At 72.2% G+C, this 19131-nt stretch carries 23 protein-coding genes; 8 read left to right on the forward strand and 15 right to left on the reverse strand.

Translation table 11 applies throughout. The features are described from left to right. Nucleotides 1-4: 4 nt before the first annotated feature. The 7 genes from AMYTH_RS0127010 to AMYTH_RS0127040 all read right to left on the reverse strand — a co-directional run bounded on the left by AMYTH_RS0127010 (nt 5) and on the right by AMYTH_RS0127040 (nt 4823). A complete protein-coding gene (locus tag AMYTH_RS0127010; protein WP_027932882.1) occupies nt 5-487 on the reverse strand; it encodes a hypothetical protein in 483 nt (160 codons plus the stop codon). Further along, the gene (locus AMYTH_RS0127015) at nt 484-1089 is read right to left on the reverse strand and encodes an RNA polymerase sigma factor (protein ID WP_027932883.1); all 606 of its coding nucleotides are present in this window, start codon (nt 1087-1089) and stop codon (nt 484-486) included. The genes AMYTH_RS0127010 and AMYTH_RS0127015 overlap by 4 nt, the downstream gene beginning before the upstream one ends. Nucleotides 1090-1193: 104 nt before the next feature. Then, nucleotides 1194-1532: a protease inhibitor I42 family protein gene (locus AMYTH_RS0127020; RefSeq protein WP_027932884.1), complete on the reverse strand. Its 339-nt coding sequence runs from the start codon at nt 1530-1532 to the stop codon at nt 1194-1196. 72 nt (nt 1533-1604) lie between these two features. Further along, complete coding sequence (locus tag AMYTH_RS0127025) at nt 1605-2171, reverse strand: hypothetical protein (RefSeq protein WP_027932885.1); 567 nt, start codon at nt 2169-2171, stop codon at nt 1605-1607. Nucleotides 2172-2184: 13 nt separating this feature from the next. Continuing rightward, entirely contained in the window at nt 2185-3330 is a 1146-nt protein-coding gene (locus AMYTH_RS0127030; protein ID WP_037322708.1) for a C1 family peptidase, read from the reverse strand. Between the two features lie 122 nt (nt 3331-3452). Next, nucleotides 3453-4178, reverse strand: a complete 726-nt coding sequence (locus AMYTH_RS0127035) for an SGNH/GDSL hydrolase family protein (RefSeq protein WP_084022692.1) — start codon at nt 4176-4178, stop codon at nt 3453-3455. Nucleotides 4179-4187: 9 nt separating this feature from the next. Next, entirely contained in the window at nt 4188-4823 is a 636-nt protein-coding gene (locus AMYTH_RS0127040) for an NAD(P)-dependent oxidoreductase (RefSeq protein WP_027932888.1), read from the reverse strand. 92 nt (nt 4824-4915) lie between these two features. On the opposite strand from AMYTH_RS0127040, the gene AMYTH_RS0127045 reads away from it, so the two are divergent. Continuing rightward, complete coding sequence (locus tag AMYTH_RS0127045) at nt 4916-5479, forward strand: TetR/AcrR family transcriptional regulator (protein ID WP_027932889.1); 564 nt, start codon at nt 4916-4918, stop codon at nt 5477-5479. On the opposite strand, the gene AMYTH_RS0127050 is transcribed toward AMYTH_RS0127045, so the two are convergent. After that, nucleotides 5476-5949, reverse strand: coding sequence for a GbsR/MarR family transcriptional regulator (locus AMYTH_RS0127050; protein WP_027932890.1), 474 nt, complete (start codon nt 5947-5949; stop codon nt 5476-5478). The genes AMYTH_RS0127045 and AMYTH_RS0127050 overlap by 4 nt on opposite strands. Nucleotides 5950-6033: 84 nt before the next feature. Between AMYTH_RS0127050 and AMYTH_RS0127055 the strand changes: the two genes are divergently transcribed. The 3 genes from AMYTH_RS0127055 (at nt 6034) to AMYTH_RS0127065 (ending at nt 10087) form a co-directional block, all read left to right on the forward strand. Beyond that, on the forward strand, nt 6034-6930 hold the full coding sequence (locus AMYTH_RS0127055; protein WP_027932891.1) for an ABC transporter ATP-binding protein: 897 nt from the start codon (nt 6034-6036) through the stop codon (nt 6928-6930). After that, nucleotides 6927-8522, forward strand: a complete 1596-nt coding sequence (locus AMYTH_RS0127060; protein WP_027932892.1) for an ABC transporter permease — start codon at nt 6927-6929, stop codon at nt 8520-8522. Before AMYTH_RS0127055 ends, AMYTH_RS0127060 begins: the two co-directional genes overlap by 4 nt. A 110-nt stretch (nt 8523-8632) precedes the next feature. After that, complete coding sequence (locus tag AMYTH_RS0127065; RefSeq protein ID WP_027932893.1) at nt 8633-10087, forward strand: NAD-dependent succinate-semialdehyde dehydrogenase; 1455 nt, start codon at nt 8633-8635, stop codon at nt 10085-10087. A gap of 649 nt (nt 10088-10736) precedes the next feature. Here AMYTH_RS0127065 and AMYTH_RS0127075 read toward each other — a convergent pair. Genes AMYTH_RS0127075 through AMYTH_RS0127085 form a run of 3 tightly spaced genes read right to left on the reverse strand, consistent with a single transcriptional unit; the run spans nt 10737 to nt 13605 of the window. After that, a complete protein-coding gene (locus AMYTH_RS0127075) occupies nt 10737-11537 on the reverse strand; it encodes an ABC transporter ATP-binding protein (RefSeq protein WP_027932895.1) in 801 nt (266 codons plus the stop codon). Further along, nucleotides 11534-12583 (reverse strand): FecCD family ABC transporter permease, encoded by a 1050-nt coding sequence (locus AMYTH_RS0127080; protein ID WP_027932896.1) that lies wholly within the window; start codon nt 12581-12583, stop codon nt 11534-11536. The genes AMYTH_RS0127075 and AMYTH_RS0127080 overlap by 4 nt, the downstream gene beginning before the upstream one ends. Next, nucleotides 12580-13605, reverse strand: a complete 1026-nt coding sequence (locus tag AMYTH_RS0127085; RefSeq protein WP_027932897.1) for a FecCD family ABC transporter permease — start codon at nt 13603-13605, stop codon at nt 12580-12582. The genes AMYTH_RS0127080 and AMYTH_RS0127085 overlap by 4 nt, the downstream gene beginning before the upstream one ends. Nucleotides 13606-13695: 90 nt before the next feature. On the opposite strand from AMYTH_RS0127085, the gene AMYTH_RS0127090 reads away from it, so the two are divergent. Further along, complete coding sequence (locus AMYTH_RS0127090; RefSeq protein WP_027932898.1) at nt 13696-14673, forward strand: ABC transporter substrate-binding protein; 978 nt, start codon at nt 13696-13698, stop codon at nt 14671-14673. A 55-nt stretch (nt 14674-14728) separates the two neighbouring features. Beyond that, on the forward strand, nt 14729-15055 hold the full coding sequence (locus AMYTH_RS0127095; RefSeq protein WP_027932899.1) for a putative quinol monooxygenase: 327 nt from the start codon (nt 14729-14731) through the stop codon (nt 15053-15055). A 46-nt stretch (nt 15056-15101) separates the two neighbouring features. Here AMYTH_RS0127095 and AMYTH_RS47210 read toward each other — a convergent pair whose 3' ends face one another. From AMYTH_RS47210 to AMYTH_RS0127110, 3 genes are read right to left on the reverse strand one after another with little or no spacing between them, the layout of a single operon-like run. Beyond that, nucleotides 15102-15596: a hypothetical protein gene (locus tag AMYTH_RS47210; protein ID WP_051362834.1), complete on the reverse strand. Its 495-nt coding sequence runs from the start codon at nt 15594-15596 to the stop codon at nt 15102-15104. A gap of 58 nt (nt 15597-15654) precedes the next feature. Further along, on the reverse strand, nt 15655-16215 hold the full coding sequence (locus tag AMYTH_RS0127105; RefSeq protein WP_027932900.1) for a TetR/AcrR family transcriptional regulator: 561 nt from the start codon (nt 16213-16215) through the stop codon (nt 15655-15657). Between the two features lie 11 nt (nt 16216-16226). After that, nucleotides 16227-16994: a metal-dependent hydrolase gene (locus AMYTH_RS0127110; protein WP_027932901.1), complete on the reverse strand. Its 768-nt coding sequence runs from the start codon at nt 16992-16994 to the stop codon at nt 16227-16229. Between the two features lie 18 nt (nt 16995-17012). Here AMYTH_RS0127110 and AMYTH_RS0127115 point away from each other — a divergent pair, with 18 nt between their 5' ends. Then, on the forward strand, nt 17013-17441 hold the full coding sequence (locus AMYTH_RS0127115; RefSeq protein WP_037322711.1) for a pyridoxamine 5'-phosphate oxidase family protein: 429 nt from the start codon (nt 17013-17015) through the stop codon (nt 17439-17441). A 53-nt stretch (nt 17442-17494) separates the two neighbouring features. Next, nucleotides 17495-18040: a hypothetical protein gene (locus AMYTH_RS0127120; protein WP_027932903.1), complete on the forward strand. Its 546-nt coding sequence runs from the start codon at nt 17495-17497 to the stop codon at nt 18038-18040. Nucleotides 18041-18044: 4 nt separating this feature from the next. Here the strand turns inward: AMYTH_RS0127120 and AMYTH_RS0127125 are convergent, their stop codons facing one another. Continuing rightward, a complete protein-coding gene (locus AMYTH_RS0127125; protein WP_027932904.1) occupies nt 18045-19124 on the reverse strand; it encodes an MBL fold metallo-hydrolase in 1080 nt (359 codons plus the stop codon). Nucleotides 19125-19131: the final 7 nt, after the last annotated feature.

Genomic DNA, 19131 nt, shown 5'->3' on the forward strand with positions numbered 1-19131 from the left:
CCGGTCAGAGGACGACCGCGGGCGTGACGACGGTGCGGCGGCTGCTGGCCCCGCCGACCGAGATCACGATCTGGGTGGTCCCGCGCGGCACGTCGTCGAGCACGAACCGGCCGCCCTCGTCGGCCACCGTCGACGACGACCCGTGTTCGGCCACCCGCACCTCGACCCCGTGCGCGGCGGCGGGCACCAGCCAGCCGTCGATGCGGTGGCAGTGCCCGACCCTGGTCAGGTTGATCATCACCGTGAGATCGCTGACCGTGAACGTGATCGTGCCCTCGTCGGTGATGCTGCGGACGCCGGCCAGCGCCGGGTCGGCCCGCTCCCACTGGGCGATCTCGAAGTCGAGGTTCTCCAGTTCGAGTGCGAACTGCACGCGCTCGACCAGGCCGTCCGGGGGCGGGTCGACGGCAGCCAGCACCCGGCCCAGATCGGCCAGCAGTTCTTCGTCGCCGGGGTGCGCCCCACCCCCTGGCAGATTGTCGTTCATGCGCTGCCCCCTTCGATGTCCAGCAGTTCGCGCATCGTCTTCAGGCAGCGGCCGCGGTTCGGTCCGATGCTGCCGCGCGGCATCTGCAGCGCTTCGGCGACGAGCCGGTACTCGGCGCGACCGGCGAGCACGGTGAGCCGCAGCAGTTCCTGGCACCGCTGCGGAAGCCTGCGGAAGGCGCGCCAGAGCCGCTGGTCGCGCTCGGTGCGCAGCACCTCGGCCTCGGGCGCGGGGTCGGTGCTCGCCACGGTCTCGGCCAGTTCGTCGGTCAACGGCACCGGCGGCGGTTTCCGCCCGCGCACGCGCTGCGATTCGTGCCGCGCGGTGACGACCAGCCAGCCGGCCAGCGCCTTCGGCTCGCGCAGCCGGTCGAGGTGGCTGACCAGCGCCAGCCACACGGTCTGCACCACGTCCTCGGCCGAGTGGCTGTCCAGCCCCTGGCCGCGCGCCACGTTCCACACCAGCGGGGTCAGCTCGGCGACCAGCCGGTTCAGCGCGCGTTTGTCCCCCGCCCGCGCCGCGGCAAGGCACGCCTCGAACAGCTCCGGTCCGCGGAGTCCCTCCCAGGACGGATCCGCCTCGGCGGTCCTCGCTTCCGTCACCGCGTTCGCCCCCACTTCGCGTGGTTCTCCTCGGGTCAGCGCTAGGCAGTATCTCCGGCTCCGTCACCGTGCAGAGCACGAAGGCGAACGCCAGATACACAACATCACTCGTTCGGAGCAGTCACGGCGAGCACGAACGTGACGGAGCGGCGCGGCTCCACCTCCCACGGCCGCGCCAGCTCCGCCCGGAGCAGGTGCCGGCCGGGCTCGACGACGTCGAGCGCCAGCCGGCGCACACCCCCCTCGCCCGGTGGCCCCTCCCCGTGGGCCACCCCCCTGGACCGGACGTGCTCGTCCGCCACCACGCGGACCGCGTCCGGCAACCGCCAGCGCCACCGGTAACCCGACGCGCGGACCTCCGGCAGGCGCAGCTCCACCGTGTCCCCCACGTGGAGCCGCGCCGTCTCCCCCGAATCCGCCTGCGCGAGCCGGATCTGTGTCACTGGAAGCTCCCCAGGGTGGCGGTGGCCGGCGGCCCCCTCGGCTGCCGGCCACCGCCGGTCTGCGTGCCGCCGTCAGACCAGGATCTGGTCGATCTGCCCGGCGGCGTTCTCGTGGAAGGACACCGGCAGCCCGTGGTTGCGGGCCAGCAGTGCCAGCGTCGTCAGGGAGCTGCGCCCGTCCGCGGTGGCGGCGAGCCGCTTCCAGCCCAGACCCGCGATGTCCACCCAGACGCCCGGGTTGGCGCTCGTCGACCACAGCCGCGCGACCTGCCTGCCGTGCACCCAGACGCCCTGCGCCTGCGGCACCGGCTGGACCGGCTGAGCCGGCGTGCCGTTGCCGTTCGGCGGGGTGTTCGGGTCGTACACACCGCTCGGGGGCGGGGTGTTGGGGTCGTAGACGCCGGTGGGCGGCGGCGTGTTCGGGTCGTACACGCCAGTCGGCGGCGGCGTGTTCGGGTCGTAAACGCCCGTCGGCGGCGGCGTGTTCGGGTCATACACGCCGGTCGGCGGCGGGGTGTTCGGGTCGTAGACGCCGGCCGGGCCGTCGGATCCGGGCGTCTCCCTGGTCAGTTCGGCGAGTTCGGCGTTCGGGTCGTCCTGTGGGCCGGTGTCCGGCGTCTCGCTCTTGCTCGTGGTCATGCTCCGCTCCCCATCAGTAGGTGGTGGCAACCTTGGTCAGCACGCCCTGGTCGAGGAACGGGCTGACGGGATGCCCGCCCGCCCGAGCCTCGGCGAGCAGCGCGAGCTGACGGCTCACGCCCGCGGCGTCCCCCGCGAGCCGGACCCAGCCCAGCTGCTCCAGGCAGACCCATTCACCGGCACCGGCCGAGAACAGGCGCAGCGCGCGCTGCGGCGGTAGCCACGCGCGCAGGGTGACCCCGGTGCAGCCGAGGGTCGTCGGCCGCGGTTCCGGGTAGTCCTCGATGAAGGCCTCGCCGTAGGCGATCCGGAAGAACCCGCCCTCGCCCCAGTCGGTGCCCCAGGAGTTCTTGGCGATCCAGCAGCTCTGCTCGTCGTCCCAGCCGATGAGCGCGACGCAGTGCCCGCCGTTGCTCTCCGTCGTGGTGGCGCGGTAGATGCCGCCGGTGTAGTGGAAGAAGTCGTCGTAGATCACCATGCACGCGGTGACCGGCCCGTAGCCGTAGATGTGGTGCTTGATCGCGGCCGGGTCCTGGGTGAGGTCGACGACGCCCTCCGCGCGCGCGACGCGGTTCACCCAGTTCGGGTGCAGCGCGCCGGTGCCCTCGTCCGAGTAGGGCCAGTAGTCCTCGAAGGTGACGCCCTTGGCCGCGCAGTCCCCCATCAGGTCGTCCGGCCAGGACCCGGTGTCACCCGGCTTGCGGTGTGCCGGCGCGAACCCGAAGAACAGGTGCGCCTCCGACAGGTCGAGGCGCATGCCGGTGTTGCGGCGCGTGTACGCGGCGGTCCCCTCAAGTGCCGCGATGGTGCCGAACGCGCTGCAGGACCCCGATTCCCCCTGGTCCTTCACCGGCGTGACGTAGCTGCGGCCGCACACGTCGCGGAGGTCGAACTTGGCGGGCAGCGTGCTGCCCGGCGCGTGCAGCGCGGTGCAGGGCTGGCCGGCGGCCCCGAGCGCGACCTCGAGCATCCGCCCCGGCAACTCGGCCCGGGCTTCCACTTCGGCCACGCTCGGGGCCGGCACCCCCAGTCGCACCCTGCGCGACTCGCCCGCCAGCCGGCTGAGCACCGTCTCCCCCGCCTGCCACGGATCCCCCATCGTGGCAAGGGAATCCCGCACGGCGCGGATTTCCTCGGCGAAGGGCCGGGGAGAGCTCATGCGTTCCTCCAGTCGGTGTGCAACCAGCCAACGCCCCCTATGACGCGGGGAGGCCCTCGCCAGATACACAGCGACAGAAGTTTTTCCAAAGCACCTGGTCGGCGGCGGCCGGTTTCACCCGATCAGCCCAATGCGACGGCCTCCGCGAGCTTGTCCGCCCACAGCCGGTAGCCGGCCGGTCCGGGGTGGAACCCGTCCGCCGCGAACAGCTCCGGGGCGACCACCGCGCGCGGCACCGGGCAGTGGGTGACGCCCGGTAGGTCCGCGAGCGTCGCCGCCGCCGCGTCCAGCGCCTCGCCCCGCAGGCCGAGCACGAGGCGCAACGGCTGCGGCAGCGACGGGAACGCGGCGAGCGGCGGGACGCCGGCCAGCAGCACCGGGACCGGCCCGAGCGCCCGTCGCGCCGTCACCACCAGTTCCAGCAGGTCGCGCCGGTAGCGGGTGGGTGAGCGCATCTCGATGGTGTCGTTGACACCGAGCGCCACCGCGACCAGGTCCGCCCGCTCCCGGCACGCCTCGTCGAGCAGCTCCGTCCGGACCGTGCGCGCGTTGGCGCCCGTCCGCCCGGCCACGCGCCAGTCGATCCCGCGCCCCAGCCGCCGGGCGAGCGCCGCGGCCAGCTGCCCGGTCAGCGCCTCCTCGTGCGTCCCCGCGCCGACGCCATCCACAGTGGACTCGCCGACCACCAGCAGCCGCAGCGGGTCCGGTCCGGGCGCCGAACCCCGCAGCGGCCCGGACGCGCCCGGCAGCCGCGGTGTCGTCCGGCGCACGTGCAGGCCCTGGGCGACCAGCACCGGGGCGAGTCCGACCGTGGCCGCGAGGGTCAGGGCAGTCCGCGAAGTTGACACCCGTTCACATTAGCCCTTGGCGATCGACACGGCCATCCTCGTCAGCTCCGGATCCGCGGCCGCGCGCAGCACGTAGTCGGCCAGGTCGGCGCGGGAGATGGTGAAACTGCCGCGCACGTTCCCCCTGGTCTCGCTCGCGATGCGGCCGGTGTGACGGCCGTCGTTGAGCTTCGGCGGGCGCACGATCGTCCAGTCGAGCCCGGACTCGATCACCCGGCGCTCCATCTCGCCCATGTCGGCGTATCCCTCACGCAGCATGCGGATCAGCAGCGGCTTGACCACCAGGCGCGTGAACCACCCGTCGCCCTCGGGGTGCATGCCGCTGTTGCTCACCACGACCAGCCGCCGCACGCCGGCCGCGGCCATCGCGGTCATGATGGCTCTCGTCCCGTCCCGGCAGATCACGCTCGGCCCCCGGTCGCGGGGCCCCAGCGCGGACAGCACGGCCTTGCGGCCGGTGATGGCGGGCACCAGCGAATCCGCGTCGAACACGTCCGCGGTCACGACCTCCAGCCGCGCCTGCGGTGGCACGTCCAGCCGCGCCGGATCACGCACCACGGCCGTCACCTGGTGACCCGCGGCCAGCGCCTGCCGCACGATCTCCACGCCCGTCCCGCCGGTCGCGCCGAACACCGTCAGCTTCATGGTCTTCCTCCCTGGTTAGTGTTCACTCACCTGCTATGGTGGGTGAGCACTCACTAACCGTCAAGCGAGCACTGAGAGAACGCTGAGGACGCATGGGAACTCGGGAGAAGATCCTCGCCGCGGCCGCGGAGGTGATGCGCGAGCAGGGCTACGCGCGCGCCACCACCAAGGAGATCGCCCGCGCCGCGGGTTTCTCGGAAGCGGCGCTGTACAAGCACTTCGCGGACAAGACCGAGATCTTCCTCGGCGTCATGACCTCACAGCTGCCCGGGCTGGAGGCAGTCCTCGGCGACATCGCCCCCGGGCGGCACACGGTGCGCGGCAACCTGATCCGCATCACCAGCACAGCGATCGACTTCTACACCGAGAGCTTCCCGATCGGCGCTTCCCTGTTCTCCTCGCGGGAACTGCTGGCGGCCCACCGCGCCGCGATCCACGAGCACGGGGCCGGGCCGCGCACACCCGTGACCAGGCTGGCGAACTACCTGCGCGCCGAACGGGACCTGGGCCGTCTGCCGTCCACATCGGACCCGGACGCGATCGCGACGCTGTTGCTGGGCGCCGCCTTCCAGCAGGGTTTCCTGCGGCACTGGGACACCGAGGCCGGGGACCCGACGGCGCTGGCGCGCAAGCTCGTCAAGGCCGTCCTGCCCTAGCGACTCGCCCGCTCCTTCTCCCAGCGCTCCAGCAGCAGCGGCAGCTCCCTGATGATGAACGACAGGAAGTCGCGCATATCGGCGAGCCGCCTGCCGGCCGGGGTGCCCGCCCCCACCGCGTCGACGCCCTCCTCAGCGGCGTCCCGCCACATCTCCATGAGCCGGTCGCGCTTGCGCAGGCTGGCGAACCACATGTCGTCGAGCACCCGGAAGTGGTCGCGCCGCGAGCCGGGCTCCCGCTCCCGCTCGACCAGCCCCACCTGCTCCAGGTAGCGCACCGCCCCGGATACCGCGGCCGGGCTGACCTGCAGGTTCTCCGCCAGCTCCGCCGCGGTCAGGCGGCTGTCGTCGGTGACCACGAGCGCGGCGAACACGCGTGCGGCCATGCGCTGGATGCCGAGCTGGTTGAGCACGAGAGCCAGCCGCTCGACGTACCGCCGAACCGCCTCTTCGTCCCGCATGGAGATCATCCTTCCTCACCCGTCCAGCGCTTCAGCCAATCTATACGTTTTCCTAACTTCACAACTTTGTGAAATGACTGTAGCTTCGGCCGCATGGACAACGCCATCTCCATCGAGGGCCTGCACAAGTCGTTCGGTGCGACCAAGGCCCTCGACGACCTGAACCTGCAGGTCAAGACCGGAGAAGTGCACGGCTTCCTCGGCCCGAACGGGGCCGGGAAGTCGACCACCATCCGTGTCCTGCTCGGTCTGCTGCGCGCGGACCGGGGCACCGTCCGCCTGCTCGGCGGCGACCCCTGGCGCGACGCCGCGAGCCTGCATCACCGGCTCGCCTACGTCCCCGGAGACGTCAACCTCTGGCCCAACCTGTCCGGCGGCGAGGTCATCGACCTGCTCGGGCGGCTGCGCGGCGGGCTCGACAAGCGCCGACGCGACGAGCTGATCGAGCGGTTCGACCTCGATCCGAAGAAGAAGGGCCGCACCTACTCCAAGGGCAACCGGCAGAAGGTCGCGATCGTCGCGGCCCTGTCCTCCGACGTCGAGCTGCTGATCCTCGACGAACCGACCTCGGGCCTCGACCCGCTGATGGAGGCCACCTTCCAGTACGCGATCCAGGAGGAACGCGACAAGGGCCGCACGGTGCTGCTGTCCAGCCACATCCTCGCCGAGGTCGAGGCGCTGTGCGACCGGGTCAGCATCATCCGCAACGGGCACGCGGTCGAGACCGGCACGCTGAGCGAACTGCGGCACCTCACCCGCACGTCCATCGTGGCCGAGCTCGCCGGCCACCCGAACGGGCTCGGCTCGCTGGCCGAGGTGCACGACCTCAAGGTCGACGGCAACCGGGTCCGGTTCGACGTGGAGACCCAGTCGCTGGACCAGGTGCTGCGCAAGCTGACCGAGGTCGGCGTGCGCAGCCTGACCAGCCAGCCGCCGACGCTGGAGGAGCTGTTCCTGCGCCACTACACGACCGAAGCGAGCGCGCGATGACCGCGCTCGTGGGCACCCGGCACCTGGTGCGTCTCGCGCTACGGCGGGACCGGGTCGTGCTGCCGCTCTGGGCGCTGGTGATCGGCGTCCTGCCGGCGAGCAGCGCCGGCGCCTACGACCAGCTGTACCCGGACGCCGCCAGCCGCGCGTCCCTGACGACGGGGATGAGCGCGAACCCGTCGATCACCCTGCTGTACGGGCCGCCGTTCGACCTGTCCACCGCAGGCGGGTTCACGGCATGGCGCTTCGGCGTGTTCCTGCCCCTGTTCGCGGCGCTGGCCTGCATCTTCACGGTCACGCGGCACACCCGCCAGGAGGAGGACACCGGGCGGCAGGAGTTGCTGTCCTCGACCGTGACCGGGCGCTACGCCGCGTTGACGGCCGCGCTGATCACCGCCGCCATCGGCGCGGTGGGGACCGGGCTGCTGGTGGCGCTCGGCCTGATCGGCGCGGGGCTGCCCGCGGGCGGGTCGGTGGCATTCGGGCTCGGGACCACGCTGACCGGGCTGGTGTTCGCCGCGGTCGCCGCCATCGCCGCCCAGCTCGCCGAGTACTCACGCACCGCCAACGGCATCGCCTCGGCGGTGCTCGGGGTCGCGTTCCTGCTGCGCGCGGTCGGCGACTCGGCCACCGACATCTCGTGGCTGTCCTGGCTGTCGCCGCTCGGGTGGTCGACGCAGATCCGGCCGTTCGCCGGGGACCGGTGGGCCGTCGCGCTGCTGCTGGTCGCGGTGGCCGTCGTGCTGGGGGCGGTGGCCTACCGGCTGCTGCCGAGGCGGGACGTCGGGATGGGCATCTTCCCGGCCCGTCCCGGCCCGCCGGTGGCGGCGCCCGGGCTGCGGTCGCCGTTCGCGCTGGCGTGGCGGCTGCACCGGGGCGTGCTGATCGGCTGGACCGTCGGCTTCGCGGTGCTGGGGGCGATGTTCGGCTCGCTGGCCGCGGGCATCGGCGACATCGTCGGGGACAGCGCACAAGCCCAGCAGATGTTCGAGCGGCTGGGCGGCGCGCAGAACCTGGTCGACACGTTCCTCGCCGCGATCGCCGGCATCTTCGGGATGGTCGCCTCGATGTACGCGGTGCAGGCGACGTTGCGGATGCGCTCGGAGGAGACCGCGTTGCGACTGGAGCCGCTGCTCGCGACCCGCGTGCGCCGGTTGCAGTGGGCGGGCAGCCACCTGGTGTTCTCGCTGCTGGGGACCGCGCTGCTGCTGGTCGTGTCCGGGCTGTCCGCGGGGCTGCTGCACGGGTTGCGCGTCGGTGACGTGGCCGGCCAAGTGCCGGCGGTGCTCGGCGCGACGGTCGCGCAGGTGCCCGCGGTGTGGGTGGTCGTCGGGATCGCCGTGGTGGTGTTCGGGTTCGCGCCGAAGTTCGCGACGGCGGCGTGGGGGGTGGCCGCGGCGTTCCTCCTGTTGTCGCTGTTCGGACCGGTCGTGCAGGCGCCGCAGCTGTTGCTCGACGTCTCGCCGTTCACGCACGTGCCGAAGCTGCCGAGCGCGGACTTCGTGGTCGCGCCGTTCGCGTGGCTGCTCGGGATCGCGGTGGTCACGCTTGCCACGGGTCTGGCACGTTTTCAGCGGCGCGACATCGGGTAGCACCTGGTCAGCCGAGTGGCAGCGCCCGGGCTCGTCGGGGGGTCCGGGCTCTGCCGCACGACGGCCGGGGCAGAGGCATACGAGGCCCCGCGCACGGGTAGTCACGCCACATGACCCTCGATGGAGTACCGCGTCAGATCTTCCTCGCCGGTCAGTGGCGTGACGCCGCGGACGGCAGCCGCTTCGGCGTGCAGGACCCGGGGACCGGGCAGCAGCTCTGCGAGGTCTCCGACGCGCAGGACGCCGACGTCGGCGAAGCCATCGAGGCGGCCGTCGCGAAGCAGGAGGAGTGGGCCGCGACGCCGCCGCGGGAGCGGGGCGAGATCCTGCGCCGAGCGTGGCAGCTGATGACCGACCGCGCCGACGAGCTGGCGCGGCTCATGACGCTGGAGATGGGCAAGAGCCTGGCGGAGTCGAAGGCCGAGGTCACCTACGCCGCGGAGTTCTTCCGGTGGTTCTCGGAGGAGGCCGTGCGCATCGACGGGCGGTACGCGCGCAGCCCGGCCGGTGGCGGTCGCGTCCTGGTGTCGAAGCACCCGGTGGGTCCGTGCATCCTGGTCACACCGTGGAACTTCCCGCTGGCGATGGGCACCCGCAAGATCGGGCCCGCCATCGCCGCCGGCTGCACCATGATCGTCAAGCCCGCGCAGCTGACGCCGTTGTCGATGCTGAACCTCGCCGGGTTGCTGAAGGAGGCCGGGCTGCCGGACGGTGTGCTGAGCGTGCTGCCGAGCACGTCGGCGAGCCGGGTGGTGAACCCGGCGCTGGCCGACCCGCGGATCCGGAAGCTGTCCTTCACCGGATCCACCGAGGTCGGGCGCAAGCTGGTCGAACAATGCGCGCCGAACCTCCAGCGGATGTCGATGGAACTGGGCGGCAACGCGCCGTTCCTGATGTTCGAGGACGCGGACCTCGACGCCGCGGTCAAGGGCGCGGTCACCGCGAAGATGCGCAACAACGGCGAGTCGTGCGTGGCGGCCAACCGGTTCCACGTGCACTCGTCGGTGGCCGGGGAGTTCGTGCGGCAGCTGACCGAGGCGATGTCGTCGCTGCAGGTCGGGCACGGCACCGAGGACGGCGTGAAGGTGGGGCCGCTGATCAGCGCCGAACAGCGGGACAAGGTCGTCGAGCTGGTCGAGGACGCGTTGTCCCGCGGCGCGCACGCGACCACCGGCGGCAAGGCCTTGGACGGCGACGGCTTCTTCTACGCGCCGACCGTGCTCACCGACGTCCCGCCGGACGCGCGCATCCTGCGTGAGGAGGTGTTCGGGCCGGTCGCGCCGGTGACCACGTTCGAGGACGAGGACGAGGCCGTCCGGCTCGCCAACGACACCGAGTTCGGGCTGGTGGCGTACGTGTTCACGCGGGACCTCGACCGCGCGATCCGCGTCGGGGAACGGATGGCGACCGGGATGGTCGGGCTCAACACCGGGCTGGTGTCGAACGCGTCGGCGCCCTTCGGCGGTGTCAAGGCGTCCGGGTTCGGCCGCGAGGGCGGCGCCGAGGGCATCGAGGAGTACCTCGACGTGAAGTACATGGCACTGTCGCTCAGCGGGACTCCGTAGCGATCCGCAGCCCGAGTCCGATGAGGACTGTCGCGGTGAGACGGTCCAGCCACCGACGCATGTTCGTCCTCATCCACGTGTCCGTCGGCTGGCTGTGGATGAGCGCCGTCCTGCTGTTGGTGGCCCAGGCGCGCCGTTCCTGTTGCGGGACGCGGTGGGCAGCGAACGGTGATGGCGGCGGCTGGCGCGCTGAACAAGTGACTGTGGTGGCGGCGCACCGTTGGCGGTGGCCGCGGCACCTGGCGTCGTAGCGGCCCCGGTCGCAGTGGCGCGCCGCAGCGGCCCGGGTTGGCAGTTCGCGCGATGGCAGTGGCACGCCGTAGCGGCCCCGGTGGCAGTGGCGCGCCGTCGCAGCGCCGGTCGCAGCTCGTGCCCTAGCGGGTCCCGGTCGCAGCTGGTGCCGTAGCGGCCCCGGGTGGCAGCTCGCGCGGCGGCAGTGGCGCGCCGCAGCGGCCCGGGTTGGCAGCTCGCGGGGCGGCAGTGGCACGCCGTAGCGGCCCCGGTGGAGGTGGCGCGCCGTCGCAGCACCGGTCGCAGCTGGTGCCGTAGCGGCCTCGGTCGCAGCTCGCGCGGTGGCGGTGGCGCGCCGCAGCAGCTGGTGCGGTCGGCACCGCAGCAGCGCCGGTGCGACCGAGCGGTGCGCCCGCGGTCAGTCGTCCCCTTGGAGGTGTGCGCTGATCGGCACCACGAGCGGCGTCCCGGAGACCGGGTCGGGCAGGACCTTCGCCGACAGGCCGAAGATCTCGTCCAGCAGCGGCTCGGTCAGCACCGCCGACGGCGGGCCCTGCGCGATGATCCGCCCGTCGCGCATCGCGACCAGCGTGTCGGCGTAGCGGGCGGCCAGGTTCAGATCGTGCAGGACCATCACGACCGTCGTGCCGCGGTCGCGGTGCAGGCGGTGCACCAGGTCCAGCACGTCGATCTGGTGGGCCAGGTCCAGGTACGTGATCGGCTCGTCCAGCAGCAGCAACCCGGTCTCCTGGGCCAGCGTCATCGAGATCCACGCCCGCTGCCGCTGGCCGCCGGACAGCTCGTCCACCACCCGGTCCGCCAGCACGTCCATCCCGGTCAAGCGCAGCGCGTTTTCGATCGCGGCCTCGTCCGACGACGACCACTGGCGGTACCAGCGCTGGTGCGGGTGCCGCCCGCGCGCCACCAGGTCGCCGACCGTCAGACCCTCCGGCGCGACCGGCGACTGCGGCAGCAGCCCGACCACCTTCGCGACCTCGCGCGTGGGCAGCTTGTCGATCCGCTCGCCGTCCAGCAGCACCGCACCCTCCCGCGGCGCCAGCAACCGCGCCAGCGCCCGCAGCAGCGTCGACTTGCCGCAACCGTTCGGGCCGATGATCGCGGTGATCGTGCCGTCCAGGACGTCCAGGTCCAGGCCGTCGACAACCAGCCGCTCGCCGTACCCCAGCTTCAGCCCCTCGGCCCGCAGTCGTGACGTCATGCTCGTGCCTCCCGGCGGCTCCGGACGAACAGGAAGATCAGGTAGGGGGCGCCGAGGATCGCGGTCAGCACCCCGACCGGCAGGTCCGGCAGCAGCAACCGGGTCAGCAGGTCCGCCCCGACGGTCAGCAGCGCGCCCAGCACCATCGATCCGAACAGCGGCGGTTGCGCCGTCTTCGCCAGCCGCACCGCGATCTGCGGCGTCGCCAGCGCGACGAACGTGATCGGCCCCGCCGCGGCGGTCGCGATCGCGGCCAGCGCGGCCGCCAGCAACAGCAGCGCGCCACGCGCGCCGTCGACCCGGATGCCGAGCCCGCGGGCGGTGTCGTCGCCGAACTGCAAGCCCCCGACCGTGCGCCCGCAGATCAGGGTGACCGGCACCAGCACGGCCAGCGCGATCGCGACCGGGCCGACCGAGTCCCACCCGACGTCGGCGAGGTTGCCGACCAGCCACGTCGTCGCGCGCGCCGCGTCGTTCACGTCCCCGGCGGCCAGCAGCCAGTTCACGATGTTGTAGCTGATCGCCCACAACCCGATCCCGATCAGCACCATGCGGTAGCCGTCGATGCCGCGCCGCCACGACAACGCGTACAGCAGCACACCCGCCAGCAGCCCGCCGATCAGCCCGGCGACCGGCACGCCGAGCGCGCTCACCATGCCGCTGACCTGGCCGCGGTACCCGCCGGCGACGATCGCGGTCACCGCGCCGACCCCCGCGCCCCACGTGATGCCCAGGATGTCCGGGCTGGCCAGCGGGTTCCGCGCGACCGACTGGAACAACGCGCCGGACAGCCCGAGCGCAGCGCCGACCAGCACACCGGCGAGCGTGCGCGGCAGGCGCAGGTCGAAAATGATCCCGCGTTCCCGCCGGGTTCCGCCGCCGAGCAGGGTCTCCAGCACGTTCCAGATCCCGATGCGGGAACTGCCCATCCCGATGTTGATCGCGGCGACGAGCACCAGCAGCACCGCCGCGATCACGACGACCGCGACCAGCCGCGGCTTGACCGTCCACGCCACCGGCCCGGCGGCCAGCACCTTGCGACTCATACCTTGCTCAGCCCCCGCCGCCGCACCAGCACGATGAACACCGGCGCCCCGATGATCGCGAGCAGGATGCCCACCTCGAAGTTGTCGCCGGTCAGCACCCGCCCGAGCACGTCGGCCGTCAGCAACAGCACCGCGCCCAGCAGCCCGGCCACCGGCACCAGCCAGCGGTAGTCCGGGCCGGTGATCGCGCGGGCCAGGTGCGGCACGACGAGCCCGAGGAACGCGATCGGCCCGCACGCGGCGACCGCCGAACCGGTCAGCAGCGTGATCGCGACGACGCCGAGGACTCGGGTGCGCAGCACGCGCTGCCCGAGCGCGGTCGCGACGTCCTCGCCCAGCGCCAGCGTGTTGAGGCCGGGCGTGTTGATCAGGGCGAGCAGCAGGCCGACCACCAGGAACGGCGCGATCTGGCCGGTGATCGCAAAGTCACGCCCGGCGATCGACCCGATCCGCCAGAAGCGGTAGATCTCCATGCCCCGCTCGTCGCCGAGGATGATCGCCGACACCAGCCCGTGCAGCAGCGCGCTCACCGCGGCGCCGGCGAGCGCGAGTGTCACCGGGGTCGCGCCCTTGCCGCCGACCGCGCCGAGCAGGAACACCGCGACGCTGGCCAGCAGCGCGCCGGCGAACCCGAACCAGATGAAGCCGTAGAGGCCGTCGATCCCGAGCACCACGACCGCGAACACGACCGCCAGCGCCGCGCCGTGCGTGACGCCGAGCAGACCGGGGTCGGCGAGCGGGTTGCGCGTGTGGCCCTGCATGAGCGCGCCCGCGACGCCGATCGCGAGCCCGACGAGCAGGCCGAGCACGGTGCGCGGCAACCGCAGCGACCGGACGATGATGTCCGATTCGGACCCGGACGGCTGGGTGAGCGCCGTCCACACTTCACCGAGCGGGATCGACTTCGTACCGAGCGCGACGCTCGCCGCGCAGATGAGGACCAGCAGGACGGCGAGCCCGCCGATACCGGCGAGACGACGCTGCCTCCGCGTCCGTGGCCGGGCTGTCGCCACCACCGTCACTGATGTCGCCTATCCAACTCGAGCTTCCAAACGGGACAAACCGCATCCTATGCTCCGCGTTAGGCAAGGCTAACCGAAAGAGAGATCACGATGACGAGACCGTGGCGAGCAGCACTGGCGCTGGCCGTGACCGCGAGCCTGACCCTCACCGCTTGCGGGGGCGGCAGCGACGAGGCCACGCAGCAGAGCGGGGCCGGCCAGGCGGGCTTCCCCCGCACGATCCAGCACGCGATGGGCTCGACCGTGCTCGAGACGCAGCCGAAGACGGTCGCCGCGCTCGACACCAGCTACGTGGACGCCGCGCTCGCGCTGGAAGCCCAGGTCGTGGCGTACACGAAGTACCGCAACTTCGACCAGCTGCCTGAGTACCTGGGCGAGGACCGCAGGTTCGGCGAGGGCGCCAAGGTGATCGGCCCGCTGGAGACCCCGGACGTCGAGCAGCTCTACGACATCAAGCCGGACGTGATCGTTTCCGCGAAGGTGCGGCACGAGAAGTACTACGAGCAGTTCACCGGGGTCGCGCCGACGGTCTTCTCGACGACGACCGGCGGGATCTGGAAGGACAACATCCGGCTGCTCGCGCAGGTCCTCGGCAAGGAGCCGCTGGCCGAGCAGAAGATCGCCGCGTACGAGCAGCGGGCGCAGCGGATCGGCCAGGAGATCGCCGCGAAGCTCGGCCGCACGCCCACGGTGTCGATCGTGCGGTTCGTCGAGGGCGAGCCGACCGTGCGGCTCTACAGCAGCGCGTCCTACCCCGGCGTCGTGATGGCCGACGCCAAGCTGTCCCGGCCCGCCGGGCAGCCGGACTCGACCGACAAGATCTCGGTGAACCTCAGCCAGGAGGACATCGCCAAGCTGGACGCCGACGTCATCTTCGTGTCGTCGTACTCCGACGAGACGAAGACGGCGGAGGACCCGAAGGCGAAGTTCCAGGCCAACCCGCTGTGGGCGACGTTGCAGGGCAAGATCGTCGACGTCTCCGACACCACGTGGTTCAGCGCCGTGAGCCTGCAGGGCGCCTCGGCGATGCTGACGGACCTGGCGAACCAGTTCGGCGTCACGCCGTGACCCGCGCGGGGCCGCGGCCGGTGTGGTCGCGGCCCCGCGGCTCTACGGTGGACCCATGATTTTCATCACCGCGAAGTTCCGGATCCTGCCCCAGCACGCCGACGACTGGCCCGACATCGCGCGGGACTTCACGCTCGCCACCCGCGCCGAGCCGGGCTGCCTGTGGTTCGACTGGTCGCGCAGCGTCGAGGACCCCAACGAGTACGTGCTGGTGGAAGCCTTCCGCGACGGCGACGCCGGCGCGGCGCACGTCCAGTCCGAGCACTTCAAGGAAGCGCAGCGCACGCTGCCGCCGTACCTGGCGGAGACCCCGCGGATCGTCAACTTCGAGGTGCCGCAGGAGGACTGGTCCGAGCTGGGCGAGATGGCTGTGCAGCGCTGATCGCTCCGGGCTGGCGGTGACGTCGCGCGGGCTCGCACTGATGGCCCTACGCCGACTTGGGAACGCCTCCGAGGCGTAACCGCAGTGCGAGCTCGGCACACCGTTCGGCCGGGACGCCCGAACGGAAGTGCTGCAGCAAGGACTTCCCCTGCCAGCGCCGCCCGAGGTCGTCCGGGCGCACGCCCTTGAGGTGCAGCTCCCACACGCTGTCGTCGAACGGGCTGATCCCGCTCGCCCACCACTCGCGGGCCGTGTCCAGCCTGCCACCGACCAGGACGACCCAGTTCTCCGCCGCGATCCGCAGCACGTCACCCGGAACCGCGGCCCCGCCCAGGAACTCCGCCAACGCCGACTCGAAGCGCTCGACGCCGGCCGCACGGCTCCCCTGCCGAGTGGGCCGGCGCGAGTCACGCCGCCGCGGCCGGAGGCGGTTCGCCTCCGCGCGCCACTGCGCGGCCACCGCTTCTTCCTCGGAAGCCGCCTTCTCGGCCCTCAGCTCCGCAAGCCACCGCATCCGCAGAACATCCGCGTCATCCGTCATCTCGCCCCCTGTCGGCCGGCGAGTTCATCGTCGCAGGGGGTACCGACAAAATCGGGCGCTAGGCGCGCAGGCCGTCGGCGATGATCTTCGCCAGTGGGCGGCCCGCCGGGGCCTGGCGCTGGATCGCGAGGTAGCCCGCGAGCAGCGCGGTCAGGTCGCCGGGCTCGACGTCCGCCCGGACGGCGCCCGCAGCCTGCGCCCGGCGCAGCAGGTCGGCGAACGCGGCGCGGAACTCGGCGCGTTCGTCCGACGCGGCCTTGAACGGCAGCCCGGTGCTCGCCTCCAGCGCGTCGCACAGGGCCTTGTTCAGCAGCGCCTGCTCGGCCACCACGTCGAAGAACTCGAAGAACGCCGCACCGGGGTCGGCCGCTTCGAGCCGCTCCCGCGCCTGCCCGGCCAGCCACTCGATCCGGTCCAGCACGACGGCCTCGAACAGCATTTCCTTGCTGGGGAAGTGCCGGTACACCGTGCCGGCGCCGACCCCCGCCCGCCGGGCGATCTCGTCCAGCGGCACCGACGGGCCCTCGTCCGCGAACGCCTCGTGCGCCGCCGCCAGGACACGGGCGCGGTTGCGGCGCGCGTCGGCGCGCAGTCCGGTGCGGCTCGCGGGGGTCGTCATCGTGTCCGATTCTAGCCGCCCGCCGTCACCGCCGGTTCCGCGAACAACCCGACCAGACCGGGCCACGCGCCGGGCACCAGCAGCACCGCCAGCACCGTGAACACCGGCACGACCAGGAACTTCTCCACGCCCTTCCCGGTGCGGAACCGCAGGAACGACGGCGGCCGCAGCTCGTACCAGGTCTCCCCGGCGATCGGCACCGGGAACAGGAACGGGCAGCCCGACTCGGTCAGCGCGTCGCCGAGGCAGTGCACGAAACAGCCGGCCGCGACCGCGATCCCCAGCCAGCCGGTGAGCTGCGACAACTCCGCCGCGGCGCTGGCCGTCAGCGCCCACCACACGACCCCGCCGCCGGCGACCAGCAGCAGCCAGTCCCCCAGCGCGTCCGCGGCGAGCAGCAACGCGAACAACACCACCCCGGCCACGACGTACCAGCCGCCTGCCCGGGTGCCGTACGTCGTCGCCACGCCGAGACCGATCGCGAACAGCAGCGTGTGCGACAGGTGCCGGTGGCTGCCCCGGCCCCGCTCGTCGCGCGGGCCCTTCGTGACCTTGTACAGCGCCGCCGAGGTGTGCCGGAGCAGCCAGCACACCAGGCCGGTGATCGGCCCGAGCAGCTTCGATGCGCGGGCGTGCGGGTGGTCGAGGTCCGGCAACAGCGCGAAACCCGCGGTCGTCGCGGCGAAGGCCAGCGCCTGGTGCACGGAGCCGGCGCCGATGGCCGGGGCGAGCGCGAGACCGGCGCACCAGCCGGTGAGCGCGTGGGTGGAGCCCATCATGAAGAAGATCTTGGCAAGATGGACACCGACCGACGCGAAGGGACGCGCATGACCAGGACCACCGAGGCGCCCAGCGACGAGCTGCGGGCGTTCTGGGCCGAGCGGCACCTGTGCATGCTCACGACGCTGCGTCCGGACGGGAAACCGCACGTCGTGCCGGTCGGGGTCACCGTGGACCAGGACTTCACCACGGCACGGGTGATCTGCCGCCGCGGCAGCGTCAAGGCGCGCAACGTCCGGCTCGGCGAACCCGCGCGTGTCGTGGTGAGCCAGGTGGACGGTCGCCGCTGGTCGAGTTTGGAGGGATCGGCGGTGGTCCGCGAGGATCCGGAGTCGGTGGCGGACGCGGAAAACCGTTACGCCGTGCGGTACCACCGGCAGCCGACGCCCCACCCGGAGCGGGTCGTGATCGAGATCAGCCTCGACCGCAGACTCGGCATGAGGTAAAGCACACCGTTGGCGGGTTGCGGACAAACGGGAAGATAAGGCAGTAATTCAGAGTGCGGACCGCGAAGACCCTCAAGATCGACAGTCCGTTCGCGGGCGGCACGACGTGGGACGTCGTCGACCGGACCGTGATCGGCGCGCTGGCGCCGTCGATGATCAGCACCCTGCGCCGGGGGTCCGAGGACTTCCTGTGGTTCGCCGAGCGCCGCATCGCCGGTCACCAGCTGGGCCGCCCCGGCCGCTGGGACCACCCGGTGGAGCGGGAGCTGCTCGGGTGGCGCTCGCGGCTCGCGTTCGAACTGGACCCGCCGGTCGTGATCCCGGAGATCGACCTCAAGCTGTCGCACTGGGTCCGCAACACGCACGAGGAGTTCCTGCGGCGGCTGCCGGAGACCGGCGGGATGGTGCAGCTGGAGAGCGTCCGGGACGTGGACGCGTGGCTGCACACCCTCATCGACCACTACAAGGCCGTGAAGGCCGCCGGCGAGGAGCAACTGGACCCGGACGCGCGTGCGACGTTGATGGCGTGGTTCCGGAACACGTTCTTCAAGATCCGCCGCGCGGCGGATCGCGTCGGGCTGACCCGGGTGCGTCCCTGACGCGCTACCCGATGGGCTGCCACCACGGGTCGACCGGCTTCGGGGCGTCCACGTCGATCCGCTCGCCCGGGCGCGGGACCGCCAGCGCCACCTCGTGGGCCTTCGCTTCCCGCCAGACCCGCTCCGCCGGCTCGGCCCAGCCGTGCATCGCCAGGCGGAACGTGCCCCAGTGCACCGGGATCAGCAGCCCGCCGCGGACGTCGAGGTGCGCGGCGACCCCCTCCTCGGGCGTCATGTGGATGTCCGGCCACGCCGGGTGGTACGCGCCGATCTGCACGATCGCGGCGTCGAACGGCCCGTACTTCTCGCCGATCGTGCGGTAGCCGTCGAAGTAGCCGGAGTCCGCCGTGTAGAACACCTTCCGCCCGGAGCGCGCCACGATCCACGACGCCCACAGCGTGTTGTTCCGCGTGAAGGCCCGCCCGGAGAAGTGCTGGGCCGCCGCCGCGGTCACGTCCACCCCGCCGACCGAGACCGTCTCGTCCCAGTCCAGCTCGATGATCCGCTCCGCCGGGATCCGCCACCGCCGCAGGTGCGCGCCCACCCCGAGCGGCACCACGAACGGCGCGCGCTGCGTCTTGGCCAGCCGCACCACCGTCGGCCGGTCCAGGTGGTCGTAGTGGTCGTGCGACACGATGATCACGTCCAGGTCCGGCAGCTCGGACAGCTGGTGCGGCGGCCGGTGCATCCGCTTCGGGCCGACGAACCGGGACGGCGACACCCGCTCGCCCCACACCGGGTCCACCAGCACCTTCCGGCCGTCGATCTCGATCAGCGACGACGCGTGGCCGTACCAGGTGATGTGCAGCCCCTCGTCGGCAGGCGCGGCAGGCGGCACCAGCGGCACCGGACCGGTCGGCTTGCGCTGCTGCTTGCCGAACACCATCTCGCCGACCAGGTCGCGTGCCCTGGCCGGCTGCACGAGCGGCGGCGCGAGGTTGCGGAACCGGCCGTCGTGGAACTGCGGGGAGCGCCGCATGCGCTCGGGGTCGGGCCGCCCGCCGAACGCGACCGGGATCTCCCACAGGGCCGCCACCGCCGTGCCGAGCAGCGCGGGCAGGGCCCACCGCAACGTCTTCGCCATGTCCGGA

It is taken from the genome of Amycolatopsis thermoflava N1165 (assembly GCF_000473265.1).
Taxonomy (GTDB): domain Bacteria; phylum Actinomycetota; class Actinomycetes; order Mycobacteriales; family Pseudonocardiaceae; genus Amycolatopsis_E; species Amycolatopsis_E thermoflava.

Coding starts and splice junctions, on each gene's coding strand:
- AMYTH_RS0127010 (WP_027932882.1), bottom strand. CDS start 487: ATGAACGACAATCTGCCAGGGGGTGGGGCGCACCCCGGCGACGAAGAA.
- AMYTH_RS0127025 (WP_027932885.1), bottom strand. CDS start 2,171: ATGACCACGAGCAAGAGCGAGACGCCGGACACCGGCCCACAGGACGAC.
- AMYTH_RS0127030 (WP_037322708.1), bottom strand. CDS start 3,330: ATGAGCTCTCCCCGGCCCTTCGCCGAGGAAATCCGCGCCGTGCGGGAT.
- AMYTH_RS0127040 (WP_027932888.1), bottom strand. CDS start 4,823: ATGAAGCTGACGGTGTTCGGCGCGACCGGCGGGACGGGCGTGGAGATC.
- AMYTH_RS0127045 (WP_027932889.1), top strand. CDS start 4,916: ATGGGAACTCGGGAGAAGATCCTCGCCGCGGCCGCGGAGGTGATGCGC.
- AMYTH_RS0127050 (WP_027932890.1), bottom strand. CDS start 5,949: ATGATCTCCATGCGGGACGAAGAGGCGGTTCGGCGGTACGTCGAGCGG.
- AMYTH_RS0127055 (WP_027932891.1), top strand. CDS start 6,034: ATGGACAACGCCATCTCCATCGAGGGCCTGCACAAGTCGTTCGGTGCG.
- AMYTH_RS0127060 (WP_027932892.1), top strand. CDS start 6,927: ATGACCGCGCTCGTGGGCACCCGGCACCTGGTGCGTCTCGCGCTACGG.
- AMYTH_RS0127065 (WP_027932893.1), top strand. CDS start 8,633: ATGACCCTCGATGGAGTACCGCGTCAGATCTTCCTCGCCGGTCAGTGG.
- AMYTH_RS0127075 (WP_027932895.1), bottom strand. CDS start 11,537: ATGACGTCACGACTGCGGGCCGAGGGGCTGAAGCTGGGGTACGGCGAG.
- AMYTH_RS0127080 (WP_027932896.1), bottom strand. CDS start 12,583: ATGAGTCGCAAGGTGCTGGCCGCCGGGCCGGTGGCGTGGACGGTCAAG.
- AMYTH_RS0127090 (WP_027932898.1), top strand. CDS start 13,696: ATGACGAGACCGTGGCGAGCAGCACTGGCGCTGGCCGTGACCGCGAGC.
- AMYTH_RS0127095 (WP_027932899.1), top strand. CDS start 14,729: ATGATTTTCATCACCGCGAAGTTCCGGATCCTGCCCCAGCACGCCGAC.
- AMYTH_RS47210 (WP_051362834.1), bottom strand. CDS start 15,596: ATGACGGATGACGCGGATGTTCTGCGGATGCGGTGGCTTGCGGAGCTG.
- AMYTH_RS0127105 (WP_027932900.1), bottom strand. CDS start 16,215: ATGACGACCCCCGCGAGCCGCACCGGACTGCGCGCCGACGCGCGCCGC.
- AMYTH_RS0127110 (WP_027932901.1), bottom strand. CDS start 16,994: ATGATGGGCTCCACCCACGCGCTCACCGGCTGGTGCGCCGGTCTCGCG.
- AMYTH_RS0127115 (WP_037322711.1), top strand. CDS start 17,013: ATGGACACCGACCGACGCGAAGGGACGCGCATGACCAGGACCACCGAG.
- AMYTH_RS0127125 (WP_027932904.1), bottom strand. CDS start 19,124: ATGGCGAAGACGTTGCGGTGGGCCCTGCCCGCGCTGCTCGGCACGGCG.